Below are 14,794 nucleotides of genomic sequence, written 5' to 3'. Positions count from 1 at the left end.
CCGGCACCGGCCGTCAGCCGGCGCCGGACAGAGTTTCATTCGTGTTCCTGATCGCCGTGTAGGTGGCCCCGAGCTGACGCACGACGATGATCTCCGTGCCCTGCTCAAGCACCTCGTCGTCAATATCAGGCTCCACCTGCAGATAGTGGCTTTGACCCGTCGGATCGCGCAGGCGCGCCTGGGCAGGAAGCCCCTTGCGGGCATTGCCCTGGACGATCAGCGCCGGGCGCCCAACGAATGTTGCTCTGGAAACCGCGTCGCTCTCGTCCCTGGGCATGATTTTCGACAGGCCCAGGGCGGTGGTTCTGGTGAAGGGCAATGCGCCCGCAAAGGCGACACCGGACGCCACGAAACCGGGCAACAACCAGCCGGTAGTCGATTGCACCAGGCTTTGCACGATGTAACCGGCAAGGCCGAACCCCGTCAGGAACAGGACGAAGATGATCAGCGCTGGCACACGGCCGAAGCAGAGCCAGCCAAGCACCCGGCCGAACAGGCCTGGACCGGCGACACTGGAATCGGCGCCGGCACCGACCGCTTCCAGGTCCGCGGGAAGCGCCCCGCCGGAGATGTCCGCGTCGAAATCCGGTGCATCCACATCCGGCACGTCCACGTCCGGCAGATCGACTTCCGGCAGCAGGCTGTCGATCAGGCTCGACAGCCCCAGCCCCATCAACGTGCCGACACCTTCCGCCAGCGCGATTGCGATCATCAGTCCGAGCGCAACCGCAAAGGGCGTGTTCTGGTCCGCTAAGATGAAATCAATCATGCTCAGCCATCTCTCGCTGCGGCCTTCAGGGCAGCGAGGCGTTCGGACACGCGGTTCTGCCGTGCCAGCTCATCGAGTTCCGCCAGTTTGCCGGCACTGGCCATGTCTGCAGCCTGGCCGCTCGGCAGCCCGGTCGCGTTTTTCATGACCCGGTCAAAGGTTTCCTCCGCCTTGCGGGTCTTGCGTTCGACGCTGTTTTTCGGCGCCGCAGAACCGGTGCTGGCGGCATCGGCGACCGTTTGCTGCTGGGACCGGCGATAGTTGTCCAGCTCCGCCTCCATTTCCCGCTTGCGGGCCTGGAGTGCATCGATATAGCCCTCCAGCTCCTTTTCTTCCCGGCTGGCTTCCGACACGGCCGTTTCCAGAACCGGAATCTGGCTTTCCAGATCCAGCTGTCGGGCAATCGCCGCTTCAGCCAGTTCGTCCCGGCCTTCCTTGACTGCGAGCCCCACCTGCCCTTGCAACTCCTCGTGACGGGTGGTGGTGTCACCCAGCCTGGTATTGGCCAGATGCTTGTTGGCCAGCACAGCGGCAAGCTCGTCACTCACCTGGTCGATGGCCCGGTCAACCTCCCGGATCGCTTCGGCCATGACGGTTTCGGGAGACGCATTTTCAATGGAATCCACAAGTTGATTGACACCGCCAGAAACAAGACGGGTTACTCGTGTAACAAGACCTTCAGACATGATTTTCTCCCTTTCCGTTAAGCGTTACATGTTCAAATTCCGCCTGGCCCGGGCATCCCTGTCGAGACATCCGCACCCGGCTCCATAAAAGGGACCTGAGCAATCCACAGGCTGAGGCAGCGGCTCCTCCTGCAGGCGGCGGACACTGAAATTTCCGCCTTCACTCAGGTCCCGGACTGGCGCCTTTGGTCCAAGATCCGGGCGATTTCCAGGATAGGCTTCAGCCTTCTGTCCATCAGTTCCGGGTCGTAGGTCCGGCTTGGAGACGTCAGTCCAAGATCAAAAATTTCCTCAATCAGCGAGAACAGTTCCGCAGACAGATCCGCTTCAAACCGCCTCAATTCGTTTTCATCGCCGGTCGGTCCGGGCGCTGAGGCAACCAGCTCCGCGAACATTTCCGGCAACCGCTCATACAGCTTGATGACAAGGTCTGACCTGATCCCGGCCTCCCGCTGCAATTGCCGCAGCCCCTTTTCAGCCGGTCGCGCCATCGAACGGAGCAGGTCCTCACAGGACGACACGTCCTGGACACCCTCTTCCCGCTCGCGGGCCGCCTTCAGAATTTCCCGGAGCTTGTCGCTTGGTGTGCGCGCTCCCTGAACCTCGTAGCTTGCCAGGAAGGCGACATCATCGTCGCTGAGCCTGACACTGATCGGAATGCTCTTCGGCATTGGCCCTACCAATTCGTCATCATTTGTATCGATACGTTTACATATGTATTCATTTGTTACGGATTGTCAATGTTTTTCAATCAAGAATTCAGTTAAAGCGCACCTCAACCCAGGGACGCGCTACGTCACTTTCGTCATTTTTTTCGAGATTTCGGTGGGGTTTCAGCCGCGGACCGACCGCGTCGGCCCCTGTCTGCCCCGGCTATTGCCTGATGCCGGGGCTCAGACTTTCTTGCTCAGGTCCAACGCAAATTGCCCCGCTTCGTGAGAGCGGATCAGGGCGTGGCGGACGAGATCGTCGAAGTGACCCGCGAAAAGCTGGACATGCCGGGTGTTGGAAAACGCGAGATAGCGCTGCCCCAGATAAAGCGCCGCCCATTTCTGGCCGAAGACCGTAAACGGAGCTGAAAACCGGTCTGTTGCACCGAACAGATGAAGGCGCAACGACGGGTAAAGTTCGTTCAGCGTATGCCCCATGACGTCCAGCTGCTGGCGGCGTGCGGCCTCCGTCAACCCGGCCCAGAGCCCCTCGCCGCGCGCAAAGCCTTCCAGCGCTTCCTTGGAGAGCGCTATTTCCATGTCGGATTCCGCCCGGTGCAGCAGCGCGCGCTGGTCGCGCGTTCCTGTAATCGCCTGATCCGCCGTGCGCAGTGTTTCGCCGGCATATTCATAGGCCAGAACGGATTCAGTCTTGAGAACGTCCGGCAGGTTGGCCGGTACATGGCGGATCTTGGCGCCAACCGCATCGCGAAACCAGGCAAGCAGATGCTCATCCACCGGGTGGCGCTCTGTCTCCGCAACCTGCACCGCCTGATCGAGAATTTCCGCAGCGGCTCCTCGGTGTGTCGACAGACCAAGAAGCCAGTCCGAGGACACGCTCAACGCCGTTGCAATCGCTGCAAGCGCCTGACCATTGGGCAGGCGCGGCGCATCTTCCGACAGAAGCTGGGAGACCGTGGAGCGGTCCAGATTGGCACCGCGCGCCAGATCGCTGCGATTCATGTCCCGGCTGCGCAAGGCATCGGACAGGCGTTCCCGGAACAGATCGGCACGGTCTCTTTTATCCATGCGGGAGTATTGTCATCTACGTTTCGGAAAATCAACAGCGCGCCCTGGTGCTCACCCGGCACCATCCACGCCTATCTCGCCGGGACTGCAAAGCTCTCAAGATAGCGACTTTGCTTTGGCAGCCCACGCTAGACGCGAGATCATCGATCAGGCCGCTGCACGAGCATTTCCCATCAGAGACAATTGCTGCCGCCGCCGTCAATTCTTCCTCCCTCACGAGCTTAAGGTTGCAAGGCTGGCCCATGCCGAAGCATTGACACGAACCGGGCCCTGCCCGACCCTTTGCGCGGGAGGACGTCATGACGGATCAGAACAAGGGCGACCGGGCAACGGACGGGATGGTCGATTACAACGCCAATTCGACGGCCCAGCAGCAAAACGCACTCCGAAACGCAGGTGTGATTTCCGACCTGGCCGCACGAGTTGCCAAAACTTCCGAAACACTGACATTTGCCGACTTCGGCTGCGGTCCGGGACAAAGCACCATTGAGACCGTTCGGCCAGCACTGGACATCTGGCGGCAACGCGTTCCCGAAAAACCGATGACCGTCTGTCATGCCGACCAGCCGGGAAATGACTGGAATGCCCTGATCGGCCTGATCCAGGGCGACAGCGGCTATGCCAAAAACGCAAGTGCTGCGCTGGTCATGACCTCGGTCGGCTCCTTTTACGAGCGCATGATGCCGGTGGGCAGCGTTTCGCTGGCAACCTGTTTTTTTGCCAGCCACTGGCTCAACGGGCCCGTCCAGCTCACGGCCCCTGACACACTCTGGTTCGCCGATCTGACCGGACCGGCCAGGGACGCCATGTGGACGCGCGCCCGGTCCGACTGGGCCCTGTTCCTGCGTCAGCGCGCCAAAGAGCTGCAGCCGGGCGGTTACCTCTATGTCTCGGCGCTTGGTGCCATTCCCGAACCGGATGAGATCAATGGCACGGCGGCGGCTGGCCGTACGCTCTATCGGACCATGCAGGAAGTGACCGCCGGCATGGTCGATGATGGCCTGCTGGACAGGCAGGTCGCGGAAAGATTCGTGTTCGGGCTCTGGTTCCTGACGGCCCGGGAGGCCCGGGAGTGCATCGAGGCTGATCCGGAACTTTCGCAGCTTTTCGAGATCGACACGGTGGAAGTCATCACGGTCGCTCCCGGCGACATCTTTGCCGGATCTGCGGCGGACCCGGAAGACTATGCCCGTCGTTACACGGGCTATACGCGCGCCTTTGCCGCCTCGACATTGCGCACGCAACTGTTTGCCCCTTCCGCAAGTGAGACCATGAGTGCGGACCGGCTCGAGCAGATGTTTTTCGATCGCTACGAAGCCATTTACCGGGAGCGGACAAGCGCCCTGGCGCTGGAACAATGGCTGCTGGAGGTCATCTTGCGCCGAAAGTAGGCCCCTGCCTTACTCCGCGGCGCTGAGCGCCAGAAAGCCGCCTGACTGGCGCTCCCAGAGCGTTGCGTAAAGCCCGCCCTGTTGCAGCAGTTCCCGGTGACTGCCTTCCTCGATGATCCTGCCCTTGTCCATGACGACAAGACGGTCCATGGCCGCAATGGTCGACAGTCTGTGCGCGACAGCCAGTGTCGTGCGCCCTTCCATCATGCGCGCAAGGTTCTGCTGGATGGCCAGTTCCGCTTCGCTGTCGAGCGCGGATGTGGCTTCGTCCAGGATCAGGATCGGGGCGTCTTTCAGCAGCACCCTTGCAATGGTAATGCGCTGACGCTGGCCACCGGAGAGCTTTACGCCCCGGTCACCGACATGGGCATCCAGGCCTTCGCGATCCTTGCTGTCTTTCTGCGCTTCGATGAAATCCAGGGCTTCGGCAGCCCGGGCAATCTCGCGGATGTCCTCGTCCGAAGCCTCGGGCCTGCCATAGCGGATATTGTCACGGATGGAGCGGTTCAACAGGGAGATGTCCTGGGTGACGACGCCGATGCGGCTGCGCAGCGAGGCCTGGGTCACGCCGCGCACATTCTGGCCGTCAATCGTGATGCTGCCCGACGTCACGTCGCGCAGACGCATCAGAAGGGAAATCACGGTTGACTTGCCGGCGCCCGACAGGCCGACCAGCCCGACCCGCTCCCCGGCCTCGATCTTGAGGCTGAAATCTTTCAGGACCGGCTCGCGGTCACGCTGATAGGCAAAGGCAACCCTGTCAAAACGGATTTCACCTCCCTTGACTTCCAACTCGGCCGCCCCGGCCCGGTCTGTGATTTCCGGCCGGCTGGTCATGATCGGCATCGCGTCCCTGATCGTGCCGAGCGTGCTGGTGATCGACTGGCCAACGCCGATGAAACTGGAGGAAGCCCCTGACAGGGAGCGGGTGACCGTCAGACCGGCCACAAAGTCGCCGAGGGTCACAAAGCCCGACAGCATGCCCCAGAAGCCGATCACGGTGACCGACAGCAACAGCAGTACATTGAGGAAATAGACCGCGCTGTCGGTCAGGATGTAAGAGCGATTTTCGCTGTGGCGCGTGTCGATGGTTTCTCCCAGCACCCTGCGGATCGCACCGGCTTCGGAATCTTCAGCAGCGAACAGTTTGACCATGGCGATGTTGGAATAGACATCGGTCATGGCGCCGGTTGCCCGGGAATTGGCGGCAGCGACCTTTGCAGAACGCTGCATATACGCCGGAATGGCGGCCCAGGCGACCAGGCAATTGGCCAGGATCCAGAAGAAAACCGGAACCGCCAGCGGCCAGGCCAGGGCAAGCAACAGCATGAACGACCCGCCGAACTGGATCGTCAAGAACGGTATCGTGCCGATTGCCAGCATCAGCTGCCGGTGCACGGACATCGTCATCTGGGCGATGCGGGAGGCGACCTGACCGGCGAACGTGTCTTCGAAAAATGCCAGATCCTGGCTTTCCACCGCCTTGTGCGCCTGCCAGCGCATCGCGGCAGGCAGCAGGATGCGCACGGTCTGGGCGCCAAAGGTCTCACGCAGCAGGAAGACCAGCGGATCGACAATCACGAACAGGATGAAAAAGACGCCCATAAGCCAGGCATTTGCTTCCAGAAACGGCCGAACGCCTTCGCTGGTCAGGCCGTCGACAACAAAGGCAATGGCCCAGATCGCGGCCAGCCCCAGGCTGGACGCAAGCATGCCAAGAACAGAGACAATCGCCAGCTGCCAGCGGAACAGCTTGGCGAAGTGCCAGACAAGATGAACCGGCCCCTTGTCCGGCAAGGGGGTGATCGGCAGATCCAGCGGCTTGATCTGCGTCTCGAACGGCCGGAAATAGGCCTCCAACAGCCGTTTCAGAGCCGGCCCAACTGGTGACACGTCTGGTGGTCCTTTTGGAAGCGCCGATCAGGCGCGAGATTCAATCCTGTAAACGCAGCGGCGATCGCCGGAAAGCTGATGCTCTGTCCGTTCAACCTGTATGTCAGGACCCAGAACGTCCTTGAAGAGCTTCAGCTCGGAGCGGCAAAAGCCCTGGCAGGCAGTCGCAGCAGCGCAGATAGAACAATGATTCTCGATGAGAAGGTAACCGTTACCGTCTCTGGTCACCTCGGCCATGTAGCCTTCCTGTGTGCGCAGCCGGGCCAGTGCGTCCAGCTTGCCGGGAAGGTCAGCTACGGCCGCAACGGCCTCCGAGTAGGTTTTCCGGCTTTCAGCCTCCCTGTGGGCGATCAGCTTTTCAAGACCGTCTTCGCCGAAGATCTCGCTCATGCCATTGAGCAGACCCAGTACCAGGTTGGAATGGCTGTCCGGAAACTGCTGGTGGCCGGCGGATGTCAGGGCCCAGACCCGCTTGGGCCGCCCCACGGATCCTTTCACATCTTCAAAATCGACCAGCTCATCCTGATGCAAGCCATCAAGATGCTGGCGAACGGCAACCGTCGTCACCTTCAGCCCGGTCGCAAGATCTGCGGCCGTCTGCGGTCCGGACGACTTCAGCGCATTCAAGAGACGTGTTCTCGTTCGATCTGCCATGCGTTTCTATATAGCGCATTTGGCCGATAAAAAAATAGTCAGCTTTTCTTATTGTGAGCCAATTACCCGGTCCTGCGACAAAACCCTGACGCCCCTACGTAAACTTGTTAGGGTAAACGGGCGCGGTTTGCGAAAATCGGGTCAAGTCAGGATAGACTGGAGTAATTCTGCACCATTTGGTCGTAACTTGAACATTCTTCTGCATTCATTCGTGTATCAATTGCTCCTTGCCAAGGCCGACCCAAGGGCTTTCCAACGATCACCCAAGCTAAAAAATGCGATCACTCCGTAATCCGAAGTTTAATTCAAGAAACTGAAAGTTTTATCTCAAACAAATATTTACGTTCGCACTGATACAAGGATTTGTTGCGGAGGGAAGAATGGAAAAAGTCCGGGCTTTCATAAGATGGATGATGATTGACCCCAGTCGTCCAGACATTGCACAGGCGCAGTACAACGAGCTGAAGACCCAGATTCCGTCCCTTTACGCCTTGCTGATGGTCAATGCCATCGCTGTTTCCTATACGCATTTCGACGCCGCGCCACGCTATCTGACCGTCGGCATCCTGGCGCCGATCCTGGTTTTGACCACGGTTCGTCTCGCAGCCTGGATCCGCGCACGCAACGTGGTGCTGGGACCGGACGAGGCGATCCGGAAGATGCGTCAGACGGTCGTGCTCGGTAGCATCGTCGCCGTCATTTATATTTCCTGGTCCCTCAGTCTCGACAGTTTCGGTGGCCCCTCCGAACGCGGCCATGTTGCCCTGTTCATCGCCATCACGGTGATCGGCTGCATCTTCTGCCTGATGCATTTGCCCCAGGCGGCCCTGATGGTCATGTTCATCGTGACCGTGCCTTACCTGGTGCACTATCTCAGCCAGAACGAAGACGTCTACAACGCCATCGCACTGAACATCTTCCTGGTCTGCCTGGTCATCCTTCAGGTGCTTTTCAATGGCTACCATGGCTTCTGCAAACTGATTCAGTCCCAGTCGGACCTGGCAGCGAAGCAACGCGAAACCGAAAGGCTGAACGCGGAAAATGCCCGCCTTGCCCAGACCGACGCCCTGACAGACCTGCCCAACCGGCGTTATTTCTTCAACAGGCTGGAGGCGCTGATCGACCAAGTGGACGGCACTGACAGTGTGTTTGCGGTCGGGGTGGTCGATCTCGACCGTTTCAAGCCGATCAACGACACTTATGGGCACCAGCTCGGTGACCAGCTGCTGACCGAAGTCGGCAACCGGCTGAAATCCCTCGGACTTGATCAGGTCGAGATCTGCCGCCTTGGGGGAGACGAATTCGGATTTCTTTATCTCGGAGAGCTGGAAGACGCGGCAGCCACGGGCCAGACAATCTGCGACGTGATTTGCGAGCCCTACCGCATCGGCGATCTGCAGGTCTCGGTCGGAGCGTCCTGCGGCATTGCCTTTTACCCGGAAGCCGGTACGTCGGCGCACGTTCTGTTCGACCGGTCCGACTACGCGCTTTACAATTCCAAGACCACGTCTCGCGGCAGCACCACGGTCTATTCGTCCGAACATGAAGCCCGCATCCGGTCCGAACGCGCCATTGAAAGTGCGTTGCAGATAGCCGATCTCCGCAACGAATTTCAGGTCCACTTTCAGCCGATCGTTGCCCTGCCCGAACGTATCGCTATCGGCTTTGAAGCCCTTGCCCGATGGGACAGCCCAAGCCTTGGCAAAGTGCCGCCGGACAAGTTCATTTCAATCGCCGAAAGAACAGGTCAAATCCAACGCCTGACCGTCTGCTTGTTCGAGAAGGCGGTCGAGCAGATCCAGGCCCTGCCCGGGGAACTCAGCCTGGCTTTCAACCTCTCGGCTCACGACATTACCTCGCGGGAAACCGTTTCGGAGCTTCTGGACATCATTCGGCGGCGGGAAATGGATCCGCGCCGCATCACGTTTGAAATCACGGAAACTTCGGTCATCGGCAGCTACGAGATTGCCGAAAGCTGCCTGTTGATGCTGCGCGCCGCAGGCGTGAAGCTGGCGCTCGACGACTTCGGCACCGGTTATTCCAGCCTTGGATATCTGCACCGTCTGCCCATCGACTGTGTCAAGATCGACCGCAGTTTCGTCGCCGGGATCAAGGACCCGGTCGCATGTGGTGTTGTGCACTCCATCTTGAACCTGTGCCGGTCGATGCAGATCACCTGCGTCGTGGAAGGGGTCGAGGAAAGCCATCAGTGCGAATTGCTGGAGGCCATGCATTGCCGTCTTGTCCAGGGCTACCATTTTGCCCGTCCGCAGGCTTTTGACGACATTCGGGAGGCCGCCACCTCAAGCGGCGTTGTCCATGGACTGCCGCTTGCAGGCACCGAAGCTGCCGAAAACCAGATGCGCAGCCGAGCCTAGCGGTCGGCCATGACGGGGGGAACCAAACGGCAGAAAGAGATGCGCAAGGCGCTGCGTGCACTTCTCCCCAGAGTTCCCATGCACGATGCCGAGGCCATCCTTGCCGCCGCCCTTGCCGGTCATCTGCGCCACCTGCCGCCCTCCATTGCCCTGTGGCAGGCCACGACAAGTCATGTCCGGCACGAACTCACCGACTACGACACATTGCTGGAGGACGACTACGACCGGGACGCCGCCCGTTTTTTCGTTCTCGAAGACATGAACTCGGTGCTACAGGCCTGGGGCTGTAACAAGCAGGTCTCGGACGCACCGGACGACTGATCTCTGCGATCTGCGCACTCCAGCTTATGCCATTTGCTCAAGGACGTCTGGCCACAAGGTCGATCTCCACCAGGGCGTCCACCGCAAGTCCGGACACGCCGACACAGGTACGCCCCGGCAACTTGCCGGCTTCGAAACAAGACCGATAGGTTTCGTTCATCGCCTGGTAGTCGCGCTTGAATTCGGTCAGGTAGACCCGGACAAATGTGACATTTTCCAGACCAAGTCCAAGCCCTCCCAATACAAGCTTGAGATTGTCCATCACCCGCATGGTCTGGGCTTCGATTCCATCCGGAAGAGGAGCCTCGGGATCATCCGGCAGCGTCGGCATCTGGCCGGTCACAAAGACCCAGCCATCGATTTCGACAGCGTGGGAAAAAGGCGCAACAGGTTGGGGCGCTTCGTCAATCATGTGGTGGATCGGCAGCATCTCTGTCTCCTTGAGGAACTCTGGCTGCCGACCAGCTTATCGCCTCATGGCCGCGGGTAAATCCATTGTTCCGGAATATGCGCCTCGACGGCCTCGCCCTTTTTGACGGTTCCGGGTTTCTCGATGTAACCGACCAGCCCGCGCAGCCGCCTGGCCTTTTGCGGGAACAGAAGATCGAGCCCCTCGCGGCCCGGATTGTGCGCGGCAATGGCGGCGCCGGCAAAACGGCAAGGCGCGTTATCCCCATCCACCCGGATGACCGTTCCGCCCTCAAACACCAGGCGCGTACGCGGTGGCACAAGACTCAGACTGGCAATGCCGGACACGGCGATGTTGCCCCCGATCCATTCCGGCTTCAGCTCAGGAAGGTCCATGCGCCCTGCAATCTCTGCAAGTTCTTCCAGCGAGAGAATGGAAATCTGCCGTTCGTTGCACATTTCGGTGCCGCGGGGATACCAGGGTTCGCGCCCGCCGGACAGACGTGTGAAGCCGGCGTGCCGGTCACCTTCGATGCCCTGAAAGCCGAGGTCCAGCTTTTCCAGGGCAGCGGTCTGAAAATCCTCAGGCGACGGTGTGTGATAGACACCTTCCACCAGGCCGGCGACCTTGAATTTCCGCGTGACGTGGAGGTCCTCCGGCAAGAGGGCAAGCTGGTCCATATGAAAGCGCTCCTGTAAAAACTGCTCACTCATTCTAGAGACAGTCAGGCGCCAGAACCATCAAATCTCTTTCATGGCAGCCATCGCTTTCGTAAATCGATCAGGGAATTGCAACCTTCGTTCAATACTCGCTAAAATTTATGCAGGTTGCCCATGTTTTCCGCTTCCGCGTTCCTTGATGTCGCCTCAACCTGATTGAGGAAGAAATTTGATTCTCGTTTTGGATACTTGGTGCATTTGTGATGGCTGTCAGCGAAGACATCTATGGACGATTGATCAACATTGCCGGGCGGCAACGGATGCTGTCGCAACGGATCGGTTTTCTATTTTTGACGCTTTCAAATCAGGTCAACAACTGCGACCCGGCTTCCGACACACTCTGGACAATGCTGGAAGCCGCGCTTCAGGATTTCAGGAAAGGGTACCGCCTGTTGCTGCACGGTGATGAAGGCGCGGGCCTGCCGGCCCTGTCCTCTGACCGGATCCAATCGGTCCTCGACGGCAATGGCGGGCACAGCGGCCGTGTTGTCATCGAGCAGTTCCTGGGCGACGCACAACAGCACATGCAGACCCTGTCCCAGAACCGTGGTCTCGACAGGAAGACCTTCGACACCTTTTCCAGCTTCATGCTGGAAGACCTTCTGCAGACACTGCAGGCAATCGTCACGGCCCTGGAAGAAGACTTCGCCGACGAAATGAACCGGCGACGGGACCAACGCCAGGAAGAAGCGCTGCGGGTCATGCACGCGCTTCAGGAAATCCAGAAAGCTTCGAAATTCTCCAGGATGATTGCGCTCAACGCCAAGATTTCCGCCGACAGGGCAGGCCCATATGGCAAGGAGTTCGGAGCATTGACGGAAGAACTCAAGAACATTTCCACCGCCATCACCGACAGTTCCGAAGACATTTTGAGGCATCTGGAGAGGATCTGATGCCTGTTCACCAGGCGCCGGATGACAGCCGTTCCGCGAAAGCCTCAAAACAATCTTAACATTGCCGCTGCACACTTCGGTCCCTGACCCAACGGAACCACCTAACGAAGTTGAACATGCCCCTGTTTGTTCGGACATTGATGATCGCTTGGCTTGGCGTTTTTACGGTCGCCACGCAGGCGTCTGCCCAGGACATCGTACTGCTGCAGGACAATTCCTATCCGCCCTATATGTCGGTTACGCAGGACCAACCCGATGGTCTTTATGCAGCGATCATTCAGGAGGCCAAGCGACGTATCGGGAACAAGGACCTGGTTCTGCGCGCCGTCCCCTGGACACGTGCCACCGTGCTTGTTGAAAGCGGCAAGGCCCAGGCACTCGTCGGCAGCTACTACAAGCCGCAGGACCGTCCATGGATTCGCCACTGGTCGGAGCCGCTTTACCAGGAAGAGGTCAGCGTCTTTTGCAGGCAAGGTATCGCCAAGGCCGGCTGGATCTATCCGGACGACTTCAAGGGCCTGCTTTTTGGAAACGTTGCCGGCTACAAGGCGCCTGGACCACGTTTCTTCGAGATGGTCGAGCAGGGCAGTATCATGCTTGAGGAAGCCCAGACGACGGAGCAGAACCTTTCCAAACTGGTTCTGGGACGGATCGACTGTTACGTGGTCGAACGGCTGGCAACCGAGATCCTGATCAAGCGCGAAAACTACAAGAACGTCGAGATTGTCGCGACGGCCTCCATCGAACCCGCCTATATCGGCTGGACCGACAAGTGGACCGGCCCGGAAGCCGATGCCCTGATCGAGGCGATGGACAAGGCCCTCACCGCGATGAAGGCCGATGGCACGATCGACAGCATTGTTGCCAGTTACACCGGGTCTTCCTGAGTCTGCGCGCTACCCTTTTCAGAACTTGTGCCAATACTGGTCCGGGATCGCCCGCTGGCGCTCGGTCATCAGAGGATTGTCGACGTCGAAAGTCAGGCGTTCCTTGGGATTGGCCTGGTCGATCACCGTGCGGATCATCGGGTGGGACATGAAGTTTTCCATGAAGGCACCCGTTTCATAGGCGCGTTTCAGACCGGTCTCCAGAAGTCGCGCCAGATCCTCGTTGTCTTTCTGGACATAGAACAGATAATCGAAACGGTATCGGACCATGAGGTGCTGATCGACAACCAGGTTGCCGTGCTCCGGCTTGCGGATATCGATTTCGACATAAGCCTCGTGAATGCCCCTGTTGAACGTATTGATCCGCTCCTTCGCCAGCATCTTCCAGAGGTTTTCGTAACGGGATCGCTGAACCGTGAACCCCGCGGCCTCGAAGATACGCGTGTCCGGCCAGCCGTTGCCTGACCCCACCACTGCAAAGCGTTTTAACGCGTCAAGTTCCTTGATCGCAGCCAGGTCTTCGCTGAACCGGTCCGTGGTGACGAAGATCCTGTGCCCCAGGAGCCCTCGCGACAGGGGAATATCGATCTGGCGAAATCTGGCTTCGCGTTCCTCAGAAAACCCGCTGAAAAAGAGATTGAACCGGGCCCGGCCGCTCTCCAGTTCCAGAAAGGCCCGTTCCTGCGGCATGGTCAGCGGGGTGATCACCAGTTCCGTTTCCTGCCCGCTGTGTGCGAGCGCGAGCTTGAGCACGGAGATCTCATAGGCAAAGACCTGCTCACCGGCGCCGAGCAAACCGAGATGCACACTGACTTTTTCAGTTGATATGGCCGGACGCAGCGTCAGACAGAAGAAAAACAGGAAACTCAAAGCGAACACGCATCGCATGGGTGTCAGCTCCTCCTTACTCAACGCTGCGGCATCAGAATATATTACCGGCCGAGTATTAAGGATTTTCTTTCGAGATATGCTGCGCTTATACCCTGGCGCAGAAGTGCCCCCTCCAGAATGCAACTTGACTTTGAAACAAAAAAAGCCCCGCGTCCTGGACACGGGGCTTGCCTTGAAAAGCTACGCCTTTACTGCAGCTTGACGGTGCAGACCATCTGGGTGTGCTGGGAGTTGATCCAGCAATTGGGCGGCAGAGGACCGGTCGGGATCGGATAGTAGTAGTAAACCGGTTGCTTGCTGGCATTGGCAATCGCCGCGCCCGTTGCAACGCCTGCTGCATAGGCACCCGGATGGTAATAGGGGCCATAGGGCGGATACGGCGGATAGTAAGGATGATAGGGATGGTACGGATGGTGCCAGGCCCGGCAACGCGGATCCTGGGGTGAATGGTAGCAATAGGGCCCGTAGGGCTCAAACCCGACTCGTCCTGTCGTGGCGGACGTTGCGCCGGTCTGATGCGGGTGCTGATGATGCGGCCGGGCACTGCGATCAATGAAAAGCGCGACGCCCTTGGCACTCTCTGGAAGCTCGCCGCGCAGCAGTTTGACGCCATAGACCACAGATGCGCCCTCGGTCTTGGCCGACGTCAACTCGATCAGCGCCGGCGCCTTGTCCGTTGCTCCCAGGAGGCTCACAACCGCGTTCGGAGGATCGCCGGCGAACCCGTCCGGAGCGCCCCAGAACTCCGCGAAGTCCGCATTCGAGATCTGTCCCCCCACGCGGTAGGGACGATCACTGAAAAAGAGCACACCCGTGTTCGCGTCCGTCAGGGTGAGCGTGCTGCCGTCATAGGTCATCGCCCCGGCCTGCTGGACAAAATCATAGGTCGGCGGCGGTGTCGGGTCCGCGTTGACCGGTTGAACCTCCTGGGCTTGCGCCGGCGCGAGCGCGAGGCAGCCGACAAGGCCTGCTGCAAGCGTTAAACTGCGGGAAAATCTCAATTGCGTCATGCTGAATATCCTCCTGTCGGGCGAGGCCGAAGCGCACTTATTGCATGTCTGCGCGGAGCCGATTGTGACATGGAACACAATCTGCGGTTCAAATTGCAGCCGGATGAAGGCGCCAGGATGAAATCTTGGTAAGGCGCTTTCCCTCCTCCGCCGG

General features: G+C 59.3%; 15 protein-coding genes. 5 read left to right on the top strand and 10 right to left on the bottom strand.

Translation table 11 applies throughout. The annotated features are described in order from the left end of the window. Positions 1-13: 13 nt before the first annotated feature. The 4 genes from CHH27_RS00765 to CHH27_RS00750 all read right to left on the bottom strand — a co-directional run bounded on the left by CHH27_RS00765 (position 14) and on the right by CHH27_RS00750 (position 3,194). The gene (locus CHH27_RS00765) at positions 14-769 is read right to left on the bottom strand and encodes a YqiJ family protein (RefSeq protein ID WP_094069874.1); all 756 of its coding nucleotides are present in this window, start codon (positions 767-769) and stop codon (positions 14-16) included. Between the two features lie 2 nt (positions 770-771). Beyond that, positions 772-1,455 carry a PspA/IM30 family protein gene (locus CHH27_RS00760; RefSeq protein ID WP_094069873.1) on the bottom strand — a complete coding sequence of 228 codons (684 nt, stop codon included), beginning with the start codon at positions 1,453-1,455 and terminating at the stop codon, positions 772-774. Positions 1,456-1,619: 164 nt separating this feature from the next. Continuing rightward, positions 1,620-2,126: a hypothetical protein gene (locus tag CHH27_RS00755; protein ID WP_094069872.1), complete on the bottom strand. Its 507-nt coding sequence runs from the start codon at positions 2,124-2,126 to the stop codon at positions 1,620-1,622. 222 nt (positions 2,127-2,348) lie between these two features. Next, positions 2,349-3,194, bottom strand: coding sequence for a helix-turn-helix domain-containing protein (locus tag CHH27_RS00750; RefSeq protein WP_094069871.1), 846 nt, complete (start codon positions 3,192-3,194; stop codon positions 2,349-2,351). Between the two features lie 299 nt (positions 3,195-3,493). Between CHH27_RS00750 and CHH27_RS00745 the strand changes: the two genes are divergently transcribed. Next, the gene (locus tag CHH27_RS00745) at positions 3,494-4,585 is read left to right on the top strand and encodes a hypothetical protein (protein WP_094069870.1); all 1,092 of its coding nucleotides are present in this window, start codon (positions 3,494-3,496) and stop codon (positions 4,583-4,585) included. A gap of 9 nt (positions 4,586-4,594) precedes the next feature. On the opposite strand, the gene CHH27_RS00740 is transcribed toward CHH27_RS00745, so the two are convergent. Continuing rightward, positions 4,595-6,478 (bottom strand): ABC transporter ATP-binding protein, encoded by a 1,884-nt coding sequence (locus tag CHH27_RS00740; protein ID WP_094069869.1) that lies wholly within the window; start codon positions 6,476-6,478, stop codon positions 4,595-4,597. A 27-nt stretch (positions 6,479-6,505) separates the two neighbouring features. Beyond that, positions 6,506-7,132, bottom strand: a complete 627-nt coding sequence (locus tag CHH27_RS00735) for a metalloregulator ArsR/SmtB family transcription factor (RefSeq protein ID WP_094069868.1) — start codon at positions 7,130-7,132, stop codon at positions 6,506-6,508. Between the two features lie 380 nt (positions 7,133-7,512). Between CHH27_RS00735 and CHH27_RS00730 the strand changes: the two genes are divergently transcribed. Together CHH27_RS00730 and CHH27_RS00725 are read left to right on the top strand one after the other, a co-directional pair. Next, positions 7,513-9,510, top strand: a complete 1,998-nt coding sequence (locus CHH27_RS00730; RefSeq protein ID WP_094069867.1) for a bifunctional diguanylate cyclase/phosphodiesterase — start codon at positions 7,513-7,515, stop codon at positions 9,508-9,510. A gap of 9 nt (positions 9,511-9,519) precedes the next feature. Further along, the gene (locus CHH27_RS00725) at positions 9,520-9,831 is read left to right on the top strand and encodes a DUF2293 domain-containing protein (RefSeq protein ID WP_094069866.1); all 312 of its coding nucleotides are present in this window, start codon (positions 9,520-9,522) and stop codon (positions 9,829-9,831) included. 37 nt (positions 9,832-9,868) lie between these two features. Here CHH27_RS00725 and CHH27_RS00720 read toward each other — a convergent pair whose 3' ends face one another. Both CHH27_RS00720 and CHH27_RS00715 read right to left on the bottom strand, forming a co-directional pair. After that, positions 9,869-10,261, bottom strand: coding sequence for a RidA family protein (locus tag CHH27_RS00720; protein WP_094069865.1), 393 nt, complete (start codon positions 10,259-10,261; stop codon positions 9,869-9,871). A gap of 44 nt (positions 10,262-10,305) precedes the next feature. Continuing rightward, positions 10,306-10,920 (bottom strand): MOSC domain-containing protein, encoded by a 615-nt coding sequence (locus CHH27_RS00715; protein WP_094069864.1) that lies wholly within the window; start codon positions 10,918-10,920, stop codon positions 10,306-10,308. 242 nt (positions 10,921-11,162) lie between these two features. Between CHH27_RS00715 and CHH27_RS00710 the strand changes: the two genes are divergently transcribed. After that, a complete protein-coding gene (locus CHH27_RS00710) occupies positions 11,163-11,852 on the top strand; it encodes a type IV pili methyl-accepting chemotaxis transducer N-terminal domain-containing protein (protein ID WP_094069863.1) in 690 nt (229 codons plus the stop codon). 116 nt (positions 11,853-11,968) lie between these two features. After that, positions 11,969-12,739: an ABC transporter substrate-binding protein gene (locus CHH27_RS00705; RefSeq protein ID WP_208988410.1), complete on the top strand. Its 771-nt coding sequence runs from the start codon at positions 11,969-11,971 to the stop codon at positions 12,737-12,739. An 18-nt stretch (positions 12,740-12,757) separates the two neighbouring features. Here CHH27_RS00705 and CHH27_RS00700 read toward each other — a convergent pair whose 3' ends face one another. Both CHH27_RS00700 and CHH27_RS00695 read right to left on the bottom strand, forming a co-directional pair. After that, entirely contained in the window at positions 12,758-13,627 is an 870-nt protein-coding gene (locus CHH27_RS00700) for a hypothetical protein (RefSeq protein ID WP_094069861.1), read from the bottom strand. Positions 13,628-13,818: 191 nt separating this feature from the next. Continuing rightward, complete coding sequence (locus tag CHH27_RS00695) at positions 13,819-14,640, bottom strand: hypothetical protein (RefSeq protein WP_094069860.1); 822 nt, start codon at positions 14,638-14,640, stop codon at positions 13,819-13,821. Positions 14,641-14,794 lie beyond the last annotated feature (154 nt).

This window comes from Labrenzia sp. VG12, assembly GCF_002237595.1.
Lineage (GTDB): Bacteria > Pseudomonadota > Alphaproteobacteria > Rhizobiales > Stappiaceae > Roseibium.
The sequence above is the reverse complement of the archived record's forward strand: the minus strand, read 5'-3'. Positions and strand labels throughout refer to the sequence as shown.

Bases quoted from the DNA above. Each gene is read 5' to 3' on its own strand.
- CHH27_RS00765 (WP_094069874.1), bottom strand. From the start codon at position 769: ATGATTGATTTCATCTTAGCGGACCAGAACACGCCCTTTGCGGTTGCG.
- CHH27_RS00760 (WP_094069873.1), bottom strand. From the start codon at position 1,455: ATGTCTGAAGGTCTTGTTACACGAGTAACCCGTCTTGTTTCTGGCGGT.
- CHH27_RS00755 (WP_094069872.1), bottom strand. From the start codon at position 2,126: ATGCCGAAGAGCATTCCGATCAGTGTCAGGCTCAGCGACGATGATGTC.
- CHH27_RS00750 (WP_094069871.1), bottom strand. From the start codon at position 3,194: ATGGATAAAAGAGACCGTGCCGATCTGTTCCGGGAACGCCTGTCCGAT.
- CHH27_RS00745 (WP_094069870.1), top strand. From the start codon at position 3,494: ATGACGGATCAGAACAAGGGCGACCGGGCAACGGACGGGATGGTCGAT.
- CHH27_RS00735 (WP_094069868.1), bottom strand. From the start codon at position 7,132: ATGGCAGATCGAACGAGAACACGTCTCTTGAATGCGCTGAAGTCGTCC.
- CHH27_RS00730 (WP_094069867.1), top strand. From the start codon at position 7,513: ATGGAAAAAGTCCGGGCTTTCATAAGATGGATGATGATTGACCCCAGT.
- CHH27_RS00725 (WP_094069866.1), top strand. From the start codon at position 9,520: ATGACGGGGGGAACCAAACGGCAGAAAGAGATGCGCAAGGCGCTGCGT.
- CHH27_RS00720 (WP_094069865.1), bottom strand. From the start codon at position 10,261: ATGCTGCCGATCCACCACATGATTGACGAAGCGCCCCAACCTGTTGCG.
- CHH27_RS00715 (WP_094069864.1), bottom strand. From the start codon at position 10,920: ATGGACCAGCTTGCCCTCTTGCCGGAGGACCTCCACGTCACGCGGAAA.
- CHH27_RS00710 (WP_094069863.1), top strand. From the start codon at position 11,163: ATGGCTGTCAGCGAAGACATCTATGGACGATTGATCAACATTGCCGGG.
- CHH27_RS00705 (WP_208988410.1), top strand. From the start codon at position 11,969: ATGCCCCTGTTTGTTCGGACATTGATGATCGCTTGGCTTGGCGTTTTT.
- CHH27_RS00700 (WP_094069861.1), bottom strand. From the start codon at position 13,627: ATGCGATGCGTGTTCGCTTTGAGTTTCCTGTTTTTCTTCTGTCTGACG.
- CHH27_RS00695 (WP_094069860.1), bottom strand. From the start codon at position 14,640: ATGACGCAATTGAGATTTTCCCGCAGTTTAACGCTTGCAGCAGGCCTT.